The organism is Aurantivibrio infirmus (assembly GCF_054767315.1).
Window position 1 is genome coordinate 149,411 of record NZ_BAAFSK010000006.1, and the last position, 13,757, is coordinate 163,167.

At 44.1% G+C, this 13,757-nt stretch carries 12 protein-coding genes and 1 tRNA gene; 9 read left to right on the forward strand and 4 right to left on the reverse strand.

The window, feature by feature from the left end; all coding sequences use genetic code 11:
* Nucleotides 1-62: 62 nt before the first annotated feature.
* Both ptsP and rppH read right to left on the reverse strand, forming a co-directional pair.
* The gene (ptsP, locus tag ACYUCY_RS14425; protein WP_460227220.1) at nt 63-2,324 is read right to left on the reverse strand and encodes a phosphoenolpyruvate--protein phosphotransferase; all 2,262 of its coding nucleotides are present in this window, start codon (nt 2,322-2,324) and stop codon (nt 63-65) included.
* A 3-nt stretch (nt 2,325-2,327) separates the two neighbouring features.
* The gene (gene rppH, locus ACYUCY_RS14430) at nt 2,328-2,933 is read right to left on the reverse strand and encodes an RNA pyrophosphohydrolase (RefSeq protein ID WP_460227221.1); all 606 of its coding nucleotides are present in this window, start codon (nt 2,931-2,933) and stop codon (nt 2,328-2,330) included.
* 448 nt (nt 2,934-3,381) lie between these two features.
* Between rppH and ACYUCY_RS14435 the strand changes: the two genes are divergently transcribed.
* Both ACYUCY_RS14435 and ACYUCY_RS14440 read left to right on the forward strand, forming a co-directional pair.
* Nucleotides 3,382-4,074: a histidinol-phosphatase gene (locus ACYUCY_RS14435; protein WP_460227222.1), complete on the forward strand. Its 693-nt coding sequence runs from the start codon at nt 3,382-3,384 to the stop codon at nt 4,072-4,074.
* 23 nt (nt 4,075-4,097) lie between these two features.
* Complete coding sequence (locus ACYUCY_RS14440) at nt 4,098-5,324, forward strand: imelysin family protein (RefSeq protein ID WP_460227223.1); 1,227 nt, start codon at nt 4,098-4,100, stop codon at nt 5,322-5,324.
* A gap of 83 nt (nt 5,325-5,407) precedes the next feature.
* Here the strand turns inward: ACYUCY_RS14440 and gcvH are convergent, their stop codons facing one another.
* Nucleotides 5,408-5,800, reverse strand: a complete 393-nt coding sequence (gcvH, locus tag ACYUCY_RS14445) for a glycine cleavage system protein GcvH (RefSeq protein ID WP_460227224.1) — start codon at nt 5,798-5,800, stop codon at nt 5,408-5,410.
* Nucleotides 5,801-5,914: 114 nt separating this feature from the next.
* Entirely contained in the window at nt 5,915-7,000 is a 1,086-nt protein-coding gene (gene gcvT / locus ACYUCY_RS14450) for a glycine cleavage system aminomethyltransferase GcvT (RefSeq protein WP_460227225.1), read from the reverse strand.
* A 243-nt stretch (nt 7,001-7,243) separates the two neighbouring features.
* Between gcvT and mutY the strand changes: the two genes are divergently transcribed.
* The 7 genes from mutY to ACYUCY_RS14485 all read left to right on the forward strand — a co-directional run bounded on the left by mutY (nt 7,244) and on the right by ACYUCY_RS14485 (nt 13,751).
* Nucleotides 7,244-8,329, forward strand: coding sequence for an A/G-specific adenine glycosylase (gene mutY, locus ACYUCY_RS14455; protein WP_460227226.1), 1,086 nt, complete (start codon nt 7,244-7,246; stop codon nt 8,327-8,329).
* A gap of 13 nt (nt 8,330-8,342) precedes the next feature.
* Nucleotides 8,343-8,627 (forward strand): oxidative damage protection protein, encoded by a 285-nt coding sequence (locus tag ACYUCY_RS14460; RefSeq protein WP_460227227.1) that lies wholly within the window; start codon nt 8,343-8,345, stop codon nt 8,625-8,627.
* A 100-nt stretch (nt 8,628-8,727) separates the two neighbouring features.
* A tRNA-Phe gene (locus tag ACYUCY_RS14465) sits at nt 8,728-8,803 on the forward strand.
* Nucleotides 8,804-9,802: 999 nt separating this feature from the next.
* Entirely contained in the window at nt 9,803-10,831 is a 1,029-nt protein-coding gene (locus ACYUCY_RS14470) for a hypothetical protein (protein WP_460227228.1), read from the forward strand.
* Nucleotides 10,832-10,855: 24 nt separating this feature from the next.
* On the forward strand, nt 10,856-11,662 hold the full coding sequence (locus ACYUCY_RS14475) for a calcium-binding protein (protein ID WP_460227229.1): 807 nt from the start codon (nt 10,856-10,858) through the stop codon (nt 11,660-11,662).
* A gap of 265 nt (nt 11,663-11,927) precedes the next feature.
* Nucleotides 11,928-12,539, forward strand: coding sequence for a Tll0287-like domain-containing protein (locus ACYUCY_RS14480; RefSeq protein ID WP_460227230.1), 612 nt, complete (start codon nt 11,928-11,930; stop codon nt 12,537-12,539).
* A gap of 117 nt (nt 12,540-12,656) precedes the next feature.
* Complete coding sequence (locus ACYUCY_RS14485) at nt 12,657-13,751, forward strand: PQQ-dependent sugar dehydrogenase (protein WP_460227231.1); 1,095 nt, start codon at nt 12,657-12,659, stop codon at nt 13,749-13,751.
* Nucleotides 13,752-13,757: the final 6 nt, after the last annotated feature.

Below are 13,757 nucleotides of genomic sequence, written 5' to 3' on the forward strand. Positions count from 1 at the left end.
CGAAAATCAAAGCTTTTCGCGTGTTACTGGGTATAGCAGAAGGAGATTCAAAAGCCTTGCGATTAATGGCTTCGAGAGGGTCTTAACAAGCGCGTAATGCCTGCTTCCTGCAACATTTCATTTACGCAATTATTTATTTCATCAGCGTCAATTAAAGACATCACTTTATCGAGTAATTCTTCGGCCTGTACCATAGTGATATTTCTAATAACAGATTTCACTTTTGGTAGGTTAGTCGCGTTCATCGATAATACATCATAACCCATTGCCGCCAGTAAAATTGCTGCGCCGGGATCGCCTGCCATTTCACCACAAATAGTTACAGGCACACTTTGGGAATGCGCCTCAGAAACAATGAATTGCAATGCGCGTAAAACCGCCGGATGAAATGAATTATATAAATCGGCAACACGGGCATTATTTCTATCCACCGCAAGGATGTACTGAGTTAAATCGTTACTGCCCACCGATAAAAAATTTGCTCGTGCAGCAAGTTCTCGCACTTGATAAACAGCAGCAGGCACTTCGATCATGACCCCGATTGGCGGCAAGTCGATGGTGTGGCCTTCCTCAAGTAATTCATGATAGGCGCGATAAATTAATGTTTGCGCGATTTCTAATTCCGATGTGCTCGCAATCATCGGTAACATAATGCGTAAATTATTCAAACCTTCACTGGCTTTCAACATTGCTCGCACTTGCGCGAGAAAAATTTCAGGATGATCCAAAGTGACGCGAATCCCACGCCACCCTAAAAATGGATTGTCTTCTTCAATAGGAAAATACGGAAGAGATTTATCGCCGCCAATATCTAAGGTGCGCATCGTAACTGGATGGGGTGCAAAGGCTTCTAACTGCTCGCGGTAAATAATTCGCTGCTCTTCTTCCGTAGGAAAACGATCGCGCAATAGAAATGGAACCTCAGTTCGATAAAGGCCAACACCCTCAGCACCGCGCTCTAAAGAGCGAACTACGTCAGCCATCAAACCGGTATTCACCCAAAGCGGAACACGATGGTTATCTAGCGACTCACAAGGTAAATCTTTTAAGGCCTCAAAACCTTTTACGAGCTCTTGTTCTTCTTGATAAATTGCTTGGTAACGTTTGCGTAATTCAGGGCCGGGGTCACTGTAGACAACACCATTGTAACCATCGACGACTAACTCACGACCATCGATTTTTTTGAAAGGGAGTTCGACTGCACCAACAACGGTCGGTATGCCCATGGCTCTAGCCAGAATGGCCACATGAGAATTGTGCGAGCCTTTAACAGACACTAAACCCAACAAATGCTCTTTAGGCACTTCGCCTAACATTGCTGCGGTTAGCTCTTCGCCAACGAGAATGGCGTTGTTTGGATATTCACGTAATTCTTGAAATGATTCCTGTAGATGCATCAATACGCGACGACCTAAATCTCGTACGTCTGCCGCGCGCTCACGAAGATAAGCGTCTTCCATCGTTGAGAAATTTCGTTCGTGCTCAAGAATAACTTCACTCCATGCGAACGAAGCACAAACGCCCTGGTTAATTCTCTCAATGACTTCACCAGCTAGCGATGTATCGTCGAGCATACTTAAATAGGCATCAAACAAGGCCTGCTCTTCGCGGTTTAAACGAGATTTCAATTGCAAACCGAGATCTTTTATTTCTTCTCGGGCTTTTATTAAGCAGCGTTGAAAAAATTGTTTCTCGCCATCAATATCTTCGATTTGTCGAAACACAACTGAGTTTAAATCGGCGGCGGGAATCATAACGACACCCGTTCCCATCGCAACGCCAGGAGCGCCCGCCACGCCATTAAACTTACCTTCCTTCGCTTGCTGCCCCATGTTGCTGAGCAAGCCTGTCGCCTCAGCGTGTGCGATGACCCCCGCTAATTGCGCAGACATTGTCACCAAGAATGCTTCTTCACCTTCATCAAAACGGCGACGCTCGCCTTGCTGAACAACAAGCACCCCCAAGACGACACGTTGATGAATAATAGGAACACCCAAAAACGCGGAATAACGCTCTTCACCGGTCTCGGGAAAATATTGGAAATTGGGATGGGATTCAGCATCGTCGAGATTGATGGGCTCTTCACGCATCGCAACCCAACCAACCAAACCTTCGCTAGGCTTCAGGCGAACTTTGCCGACGGCGTCGGGATTCAAACCATCCGTTGCCATCATTAAATAACTGCCTTGGCCATCACGTAGATAGATAGAACACACTTCAGTTTTCATCGCGGACTTAACGCGATTAACAATGATCTCCAATACAGATTGCAAATCGCGCGCGACATTCAGCTCTTGGACAATACTGCGCAACGACGACAACATAAGTTAGAACCTACCTGAAGAGGTGACTTTTTTTAGATGATTCGATTTCTTAGCTTTTTTATTTTTTTTATTATTATTTTTCTGGCTACTATTCGCCTGACTATGCTGTTCGCCATTAATTTGTTTTTTTTGAAAATCACAAAAAACCGGTGCTAACTCCTTCAATGCGCGGCGATAAACATCACGCTTAAATGAAATAACTTTTTCTAGGGGATACCAATAGCTCACCCAACGCCATTCATCAAACTCTGCGTCATCTGCACCATCGAGACAAATTCTATTTTCGTCAGACACGTGTTTCAACAAAAACCATTTCTGCTTTTGGCCAACACACACTGGTTTGGATTGATGGCGAATAAAATTCTTTGGCAGGCGATAACGTAACCAGCCACGAGTGCAGGCCAAAACTTCTACGTCATTTTCTTCAAGCCCGACTTCTTCGGTTAACTCTCGATAGAGAGCTTCCTCAGGAGACTCATCTTGTTGAATGCCGCCTTGTGGAAATTGCCAAGCGTCTTGGCCACCTATACGACGTGCCCATAATATTTGACCTTGTGGGTTTGTTAGGATTATTCCCACATTTGGTCGAAAACCATCGACGTCAATCACGACTTTACCCTCAATATTCTTGGGCCAAGCCAGGAAAACTCTCCCAGCCAAAACCATACAGGGGCAAATAATAGTCTGTTGTACCCCTGATTCCCCATGCCCAGATCGCAAAAAGCGAAGCTGTCCATTGTTCCACAACTTCAGCGCAATTCAATCATTAATTGTTAAGTTGTTGAAAAACAGGCAATTATAATGATCTGGGCGCTACTTTTTATTTTCTTTCTCGCACCGCAGTGTACCATCGTCAATCCGCTATACCAGCAAAGAAATAAAGGTTTCACGTGGTCTACATCCAGGTACTAGGCGTGTAAAATCTCGCCTCTTAATTTGAATGTTTGCGGGTTTCGACGGCATAGTTCACACCTGTACAGCAAGCAAACAAAAATGTAATTTTCAGCAAAGCAAGGTTAGCAATGAGCGTTTACAAAAAATTGGAGAGCTTATAGCAGTGGCATTGGTACTTTTTGATTTAGACAATACCTTGATCGCGGGTGACAGTGATCTTGGCTGGGGCGAATTTTTGGTGGAACAAAAACTTGTCGACACGGAAACCTACCAACAACGCAACCAGGAATTTTATCAAGCTTATTGCCGTGGCGAGCTGGATATACAGGCATACATAAAATTTGCGGCGGAACCTCTGAGCAAATTTTCAGCCACCAAACTTTCTACACTTCGAGAAAAGTTTATCGCCGAGAAAATTCAAGCGCTGAGACTTCCTAAAGCAGAGTTATTAATTGAGCATCACAAAGAGAAGGGCGACATCATCGCAATCGTCACCGCCACAAACCGATTTATTACTCAACCGATTGCGAGCTTGTTGAAGATAGAACATTTACTCGCTACCGAACTTGAAATTATTGATGGACATTATACCGGCAACCTTGAAGGAGAGCCCTGTTACCAAGCAGGAAAAATCATCCATCTCGAACGTTGGCTCGCCAAACTTTCGGAAACTGAAGACCCAAAAGATCCTATCGCCGAGATGGACCGTTATTTTTACAGTGACTCTATTAATGATTTACCACTTTTGGAAAAAGTTAATTTTCCTTTTGCAGTAGATCCTGATGAAAAATTGGCAGAAGTCGCCAAAGAACGACAATGGCCCATTATTAGTTTGCGAGATGCGAGCCCTAGTTAGTCGATAGAAATAAAAGGCGTCTTATGGACATATTCAAGATACTCTTTTTATCGCGATTTTCTTTATCGCAATTTTTTTGTTGTGCGCTGTTACTTCTTGTAGTAATTGCTTGCGATAGAAAAGAACCGATTGAGGAAAGCGTCACACCAACAGAGAAAGTCGTAAGTGTTGACCCGAGCATTCTCCCAAGAACTGAAGCCGCATGGCTAAAAGGGATTAGTTTTGCAAACGAAAGCGTTAATGAAGCTGAATCGTTGCAAAATGCTATTCAAAAATTTTTGCAGGATCCCAACGACGAAACACTGACAGCAGCGAGGGAGTCTTGGCATACATCACATACAACCTACACACAACTTGAGATGTTTATCACGCTTGGTCTTAGTAATCCTGGTTTATTTGGTCAACTCATTCCTACCAATTTTTTGATCGACGCACAGCCAATTTTGCCTGGCTATCTTGATTACTTTGATGTCTATGCAAATAGCGGCATCGTAAATGATATCGCCATGCCGTTAGCCGCAGAATCGCTGCGTGCGCAACATGGTTTTAGCGATGAAACTGAAGTGAGCTTGGGATTCCATGCTATTGAGTATTTATTATGGGGCGAAACAGGTGCGCGCTTAGCGGATGATTATCTTGATATACAAGAACTAGACACGACACAAAGATCCACTGGGGTGAGAATAATCGACCTGCCCAATAATCGACGCCGGGTGTTGTTAAATTTATTATCAGTTTTATTAACCGATGACATCAGCCAATTAAAACAACAATTGGAGAACCCGGCGGATACGGTTCGACAGAATTATTCTGCATTGACACCCTTAAGTCGCATGCAATTATTACAAGCAGCAGCCTACTCTATGCTAGCTCAACGTATCGAATGGATAAATAATTTTAACGCAAGTGAAGCGGAAGCGATTTCTGAACAAGAAGAAACGATTGAACAAGCTAGTACCAACGCCGCCAACGATCCGATATTGCATAATCAATTCTCCGCCGACGAGGCGACTTTATTTTATATAGAGCTACGCACAATTAACAATATTCTATTTGATGAAAATATTGGCTTTGCTGATTGGATTTTATCAAATGAACAATTACCCTTATTAGCGCAATTTCAAGAAACTATTCAGATGATTTCAGCGGAAGATTTTATTTGGCCGCCAAACGAAACGGAGCGAGCTGAAATGATAGGCAGTTTATCGTTATTTGCTGAAGCAATTGCTCCACCAAGTGTTGAGGAATAGAACAGGTTAGAAACCTCTTAACAATCGAGCATAAAAAAAGCGCAATACTTTGCGCTTTTTTTATTGATAAATATTTCAGGTTTTTATTCTTCGTCTTCAATCGCCGCCTGATAAGCATCAGCGTCTAAGGCATCGTCTAAATCGCCTAGATCCGAAGGCTTAACTTTGTAGAACCAACCATCATCATAAGGCGAGGCGTTAACAGTTTCTGGCGTTTCTTCCAACAACTCATTAATCTCGATAACTTCGCCAGAAACTGGCGAGAAGATATCCGATGCGGCTTTAACCGATTCGACAACACCCGCTTCTTCTCCTGCGGTAACTTCACTACCGAGCTCCGGTAACTCTACGTAAACCACGTCTCCTAAACTATCTTGAGCATGGTCACTAATACCAACGGTCACCGTTCCATCTGACTCGACTCTCGCCCATTCATGGCTCGCCAAATATTTTAGATCGCCCCTAAATTCACTCATGCTCCCACCCCTCACGATGTGTGTACTTTAAAATTATATGGATAATAAATGTATCATCACGAAAAAACTATTCTCGATAATTGTTTTCGCGAAAATCTATAAATTAAATTCTAGTTAAATTAATTTTTGTCCCTTTCGCACAAAACAAGGTTTCACCACTTTTACTTCACAATGCTTGTTGCGAACCTCAACAAAACAAGTATCCCCAACTGGCATAGGTACTCGCGCCAATGCGATTGACGCGCCTAAAGTGGGTGAAAAAGTGCCGCTGGTTATTTCGCCTTCTTTGTCACCACCAGGAATGAGTACTCGTTGATGAGAGCGCAAGACACCCCGTTCGTACATCACTAAACCAACTAACTGCTGGCTATCGCCCTTGGACTTTTCAATTTCTAGAGCCGTGCGACCGATAAAATCTCGCTCACTGGGTTCCCAAGCAATGGTCCACGCCATGTTCGCCGCCAATGGAGAAACACTTTCATCCATTTCATGCCCATAGAGATTCATTCCAGCCTCTAAACGCAGCGTATCGCGAGCGCCAAGGCCACAGGGTGCTACATCCACCGCAGCCAAAGCTTGCCAAAAATTTACGGATTCTTCTGCCGGTAAAATAATTTCCAAACCATCTTCACCGGTATAGCCGGTGCGTGAAAAAAACCATTGATCACATTCAATCGCTTGAAAAACTTTTAGCTCATGCAAAGGCTTTGCGTAATCAGGTAAAACCTCAGCAACCTTCTCGATAGCCTTCGGCCCCTGCACCGCAATCATCGATAACGCAGGGCGCTCATGAATATCAACGGCAAAGGCTTTAGCTTGCTCTTGCATCCAGGCCAAATCATTTTCCCGAGTCGCGCAATTAACCACCGTGCGAAACCAATCGCCCATCCGATAGACAATCAAATCATCAATTACGCCGCCACTATGATTCAACATAGCGGTGTAGAGCGCTTTCCCGGGAACACTCGCTAACTTAGCAACATCATTTGCCAACAAGAATCGTAAGTAGTTTTCAGCATCAACACCGGCGATATCAATGATCGTCATGTGAGATACATCAAACATGCCGACTACATCGCGAACTTGTCGATGCTCGTGCAGCTGTGAGCCGTAATGTAAGGGCATATCCCAGCCGCCAAAATCGACAAGCTTGCCGCCCATTTGCACATGTTGATCATAGAGGGGAGTTCGTTGACCCATAGTAGACATCTAAACTTGGTTGCGAAAAAGAGATCGGCATTTTACTGATATTCAACAGACAAACCCAGGCTTGATTGCCCTCAATTTTTGAATGCTTGAGCTAGGTCGAAAATTCTCTGACAAAATATATGAGCTTCATGCTCTATTAGTCGATACACTCCCAAGAATATCGATGGAAAACAAAAACCTAGCTCAGCGAAAGTACTTCCGCAATTCGTTTAGCCTTATTTCAATTAGACAGTAATGACATCCAATTTTAATTTTTCTGCCGCCGTACTTGATTGGTTTCACCAGCACGGGCGCACGCACCTTCCTTGGCAGCAAGATATAAGCGCCTACCGCGTGTGGCTGTCTGAGGTCATGTTGCAGCAAACACAAGTGGCGACGGTGATCCCCTATTTTGAAAAGTTCATCCAACAATTTCCCAATGTTCATGCCTTGGCTGCCGCTCCCCTCGACGAAGTACTGCATTTATGGACGGGCTTGGGTTATTACGCTCGGGGTCGAAACTTACACGCATGCGCTAAAAAAATCGTTGCCGATTTCAATGGCGAGTTCCCACAATCCGTCGAAGAACTATCAGAGCTTCCCGGCATCGGTCGTTCAACTGCCGGAGCCATTTGTAGCATTACCTGGAACCTGCCGACCGCGATTTTAGATGGCAACGTTAAGCGTGTTCTCGCTCGCTGCTTTGCCATCGAAGGCTGGCCGGGGCAGACTCAAGTCACTAAAAAAATGTGGCAACAGGCCGAAGCGCTCACCCCAAAAGACGAAGCGGGAAAATACTCCCAAGCGATGATGGATCTCGGCGCAACACTTTGTACTCGCAGTAAACCCCAGTGTTCAACCTGTCCATTAGTCTCGCACTGCCAAGCCTATGCATCAAATACGATCCAGAACTTCCCCGGTAAAAAACCGAAGAAAACGCTACCCATTAAAGCCACCCAAATGCTGATGCTCCAAGACCCGGATGGGCATTACTTATTACAAAAAAGACCCGCCGCTGGAATCTGGGGAGGGTTATGGGGCTTCCCTGAAATCACTCAAGATGAAAACCCGCTCGATTATTGCCTAGATCATTTCGGTGAGGCCAAGCTCATCGAGAGTTGGGCGACCTATCGTCACACCTTTAGCCACTATCATCTCGATATTCAGCCAATATGGATTCGGCTAGAAAAACGCCATCATCAAGTCATGGCCAGTAACGAACGCATTTGGTATAACGTGACCCAACCCGCTGCCGTCGGTTTAGCCGCCCCAGTAAAGCGCTTGCTCGACAAGCTTGCCAAACAATCTCTCGACACAATAAACGTCCACTCACCAACCTAATTATCGACAACTTATGACCCGAACCGTGTTTTGCCGGAAATACCAAAAAGACCTTACAGGCCTAGACCTCCCACCCATGCCCGGCCCCAAAGGCCAAGACATCTTCGACAATGTCTCCAAACAGGCCTGGCAGGAATGGCTAGCCCACCAAACCCTGCTCATCAACGAAAAGCAGCTCAATATGATGGACATGACGGCGCGCGCCTATTTGCAAGAACAAATGAGCAAGTTCTTCAGTGGCGAAGAAGTAGACAAAGCAGAGGGATATGTCGCGCCAACAGACGCTTCCAAAGACTAGCATCACAAGCTGTTAAGTCTGTCTTGACTCCTAGCAGTCGAGCGGGTTTAATACGCGGCTCTTCGCTGGCGGGTCTCCTAAAGACAAGCCATAAAGCAAGGCCCAGATAGCTCAGTCGGTAGAGCAGGGGATTGAAAATCCCCGTGTCGGTGGTTCGATTCCGCCTCTGGGCACCATTCAAATTCTGAAAAAACCCGCTATTGCGGGTTTTTTTGTGTCTGGATTTTAATGATGTCCACGACTGCATGATGGCCTAGCAATGTTCCCCACAGGAGATGACACAACATCGAGAACGTTTTAATCCACCTAGCACCCGGAGGGCCAGGTGTATGGATCCACCTGAGATAACTTCAGGATGTGGCTCTACCGGATTGAAGCACGCAATGCTGCAGAAGCTGCAAACGTTGAACCTACATCAACTAAGTAAAGATATTAAAAAATAATGGGGTCAATTCTTGCGGATTGAAGAATAAATGATTACTCGAAAGCTCAGGCCTTGTCTTACAACTTGCCACCAAGCGAACAATATACCGACCTGCAACAACTATTAAACATCAATATATTTCGCACACCGAATCCAGCTTTTCTGAAACAACTCCGATAGAACACTTCGAAGTACTAAAGAGAAATTCATTCTTGCCGAGATGCTCTACTCAACGACTCTCTACTAAATAAAGTAACCGCAAAAATTTTCGCCACTCGGGCTCTTTTCCAAAGCTAAGTCTTTTCGTGCTTAGTAGTCAGGAGTATTCAAATTGATAAATATTGATGATTTTTTTGGGTTTCGGAATACCGACACTTATAGACTCCATTGACCCACTAAAATAATTATAAATATATAATGGATAATATATTCTTAAAAAATCAATTATGTTTTTACAGCATCAACCAAGGCTTATGTAAGCACGTCAAATTCCGAGATAAAGGAAAATTATTTCTCCAAATAAGAAATACTAATAAAGATTTGTTTTTCTTGCTGTCGAATGCACTTCCCCAAAACAGAATATTACTTCTCCACTCAAAAACTGAATTTGCTTAGGTCTTATTTTTAACAAATGTTAATCAAAGTTTGGTTTTTTTAGAAGGTTTACAGTTCACCATTGACTTAAGGTTTCTTATTTCGCTACATTCATAACGCTTTTATCTAAGACCGCCTATAAGTTTGTAGCTTAATTATGAATAAAACACTTACTACTCGGTTTCGGATAGCTCTAGTTGCCGCCTTAGTACTACTGATGGTTACTATTTTTTGGAAGTTTAATTATAAAAATATAATTTTTATTGCACACAAAAAACATCAAAAATCTGAGACCGCCGAGCAATTTTTTCTCCCCGTCAATAACCGACATGAAAATACCGAGTTAGCTAATAACCAAGCTACGCAAGAAACAACTGAAATAAAATTCGAACAGGTCGACACCCGCCAGAATATTATCCATCTCGATCGTTTAACGCGACAGGCACTTTCTGAAAACTATCAATACCAACTGTATTTACAATGCTTAGAAAGCACTGGAAACGAGTGCTTAGAAGAATTATCCGCTGCTTTGTATCAAGTCAATGATTTAATTTTGATCCCAGCGATAGAAGAAATCGGCTCTGTGCTCGAAATAAACGCTACATCAAAACCAGATTTACAGCGCTATTTTTCCACTCTTCTTCTGGAATCCGATGATGCTATAAATAGAGTCACATTATTGCAGCTACTCAATCGCTTACCCGAGTTATCCAGCTTAGTTTTACCCGATAAGCTATTACAGGACTTAGAAGCGAAACCTGTGATTGAAGCGCAACTATTACTGCAACGCTACACTTACGCAGGCTCCGGTAGTGAAGAGAGTCTTCAGTGGGTCGCAAGCATAGCGGCGAATCCTGATACGGATCAGCGCTTGTATAGTGCAGCTTTACTAAGCTTAGCGAATCATCAAGCTTCCAATTTTCTTAACCAAACAGTATGGACGTTACAGCATTACCATGACTTGGAATGGCCCGGCTGGATTGATGCAGTGGCTCCCGCGCTTGGGCACTGCGGTTTCCCATGCATTGACGCGACGAGTAGTCTCGCAGTTCTAACGCAGCCAGAATTTCTAGTTGAGTTTCTCAACGTAACGCCCTACGAACAACGAAAGGAATATTTTGAAGCGCTAAAATTTCAATTACCCGCCAGCACCTTGGAAAAAGTTCAACAACAAATCGATATTTAGAAACTACAGGAGAAAACCAACGTTATGCAAAAAATAATTACTAATTTTATTAAACTAATTTGTTTGTTTAGTATTTCGATACAGGTATTTTCACAAAACGCTAACTGTCCCTCATCTAATCGAATAATTATGGCACCACAAGGATCAACCGGTAATCTCGATTTTAGTGATGGGGCCTATAAATTATTTCTGGGTGCGGGTGATATTCGGGGCTCACAAGAAAAAACCTTGACCTCGGTAGTATTCCGCAATGGAGAATGTCTAGGAGGATACTTTGCCTTCACCGTCGATGGTAAAAGTGGCAGAAATGGCTTGCAGGAAAATGCCAATTTATGTCTCGGCGATAAGGATGATCAGGTACAAGTGCTTACTAAAACCACCACCTTTTCTTGCGGGAACGGAAAGATTTCCTTGTACCCTTTTATTTACAATGGCTACCGGCTCGCGATCTATGGCGGTGGCGGCAACGATCTCATCAAGGGCGGAAACGGCCGCGATAAGATTCATGGCGGTAGTGGCGTCGATTGGATCGATGCTAATAAAGGTGATTTGAATTACAGCTTCGGTGAATCGGGTTCGGATGTAGTTGTTGGTTCCACCGGAAATCGTTCCTTGACAAATGGCGGCAGCGGCAATGACGTCATTAGAGACCTAAAGGGAAATAATGACTTCCTGATTGGCGGCGCGGGGGCAGACAACATTAGCTCTGGCTGCAGTACCGCCAGAATTATCTGCGGCCCTAGTGGCAATGAGAATGACACCGCTCGCAGTCTCACTCGCCCGGTAAATAGCGCTAATTGCCAAAACTGGGTTAAAACACAATGTAAATAAATAAGCGCTAAAAATGAGAGCAGGATTATTTTCTAGATGCGGAAAATACCCTGCTCTTTTCTTTACGATCACTTTCTAATAACTCTCAACGCATAAAACAATCTCATTTTATCGAGCCTTTGAGACGCAAAATACCTGAATCAAAAGTATTATCTTCGTCGATCGCTTGGTCTTTTAAAACTAACGACCGAGCGATTGTTTTGTGTCAACAATTTAAGGTAGGGTACACGCTACCCTGAACGCAGATAGATTGAGGAAGATAAAAATGCAAATCTTATTGAAACTGCTTGGCTTGGCGCTATTTTGCGTTGCCTTGGTCAGCTGCGGCCAAAAAAATTCTGACCCCACTTCTTTTAGAACCGTAGAAAATTTAGCAACGGAGGAAAACCTAAGGACCTTGGAAGCTGAGGCAGAGACTATCGTCGGTAAATTTGTTGCTGAATTAAAACCAACATTAAAGAAGACAATCGAAGAACAAGGATCAATCGCGGCCATTCAAGTTTGCTCGATCACTGCACCTATGATCACAAAAAAAATAAGTCTTGAAAGTGGCTGGCAAGTAAAACGTGTCAGTTTAAAACCTCGCAACAAACAATCTGCGATACCCAGCGATTGGGAGGAAAAAATTTTAGAGCAATTTGATCAGCAACCAATAGCCGCGATATCGTCGGATAATTTACAGCACGCTGAGATCATCGATGGTCAATTTCGATTTTTAAAAGCGCAAAAAGTCGAAAGTATATGTTTGCTTTGTCACGGAGAAACAATTGATCACAAGTTGAGCCTAGCAATTAAGGAATTTTATCCAGATGATGAAGCGACCGGCTACTCTCTCGGTCAGGTCCGCGGGGCATTTAGTTTATCGAGAGATCTTTAAACCTTTCTTTACGTGACCATATAAAATATCCGAATTTGGGGAACCAATTCTCCCGGATACAGACTATTATCCCATCTCCACTTTACTCATCCTCCTAAAAAACTACCCGAGAGCACCATGAAAAAAATAACCACAATTCTAAGCTTTTGTACTCTGTTTCTCTTTTCAACTTTGTCCTTTGCTGCCGACTACACCACCGAAACGATCATTGACGACATTGCTGTCCCCTGGGGCATGGTGTGGCTGCCAGACGGCGACATGCTTGTAACTAATCGCGCCGGAGAGCTATATCGAGCAGGTGACGAGAAGCCCAGCAAAACCATCGCTGGCGTACCCGAAGTTCATGCCAATGGCCAAGGTGGTTTGCTCGATATCGAACTGCACCCAAACTACACCGACAATGGTTGGATTTATATTTCGTATTCAAGCCCCGAAGGAGAAGGGCGTGGAAGCCATACCGCGATCATGCGTGCGAAGTTGCAAGGCAACTCCCTCGTTGAACAAGAAGTGTTGTACAAGGCTGGGCCAAATACCGGGGCACGACAACATTATGGAAGCCGTATTGAATTTGATAACGACGGCTATTTATTTTTCTCTATCGGTGAGCGCGGACAACGTGATGACAATCCGCAAGATATTACTCGTGATGGCGGAAAAATTTATCGCTTACATGACGACGGAAAAATTCCCCAAGACAATCCTTTTATCGGCAAAGCAGGGGCTAAAGAAGCAGTGTTTTCTTATGGTCATCGCAATCCACAAGGCATGGCAAAAAATCCCGTAAGCGGTGACATTTGGGTTCACGAACATGGCCCCCGCGGCGGTGACGAAATAAATATTATTAAAGCGGGTGCGAATTACGGCTGGCCAATTTTAAGTTACGGCATCAATTACAGCGGAACTGAATTTGCCAAAGGAACCGAACGCGAAGGCATGGAATCCCCGATTTGGTATTGGGTACCGTCTATTGCCCCCTCCGGGATGACTTTTGTGACGAGCGATAAGTATCCGGATTGGAAAGGCAATGTATTAGCAGGCTCGTTAAAATTTCGTTATCTCGCGTTATGTAAAGTCGAAGGCAACGCAGTGACTTCCGCAACACCAGTGATGGAAGATATTGGCCGAGTTCGCAACGTTCGCCAAGGCCCCGACGGTTTTATTTATGTCGCTACCGAAGGCAAGGGCATAGTGCGCGTTATTCCTAAGTCGTAAACCCCT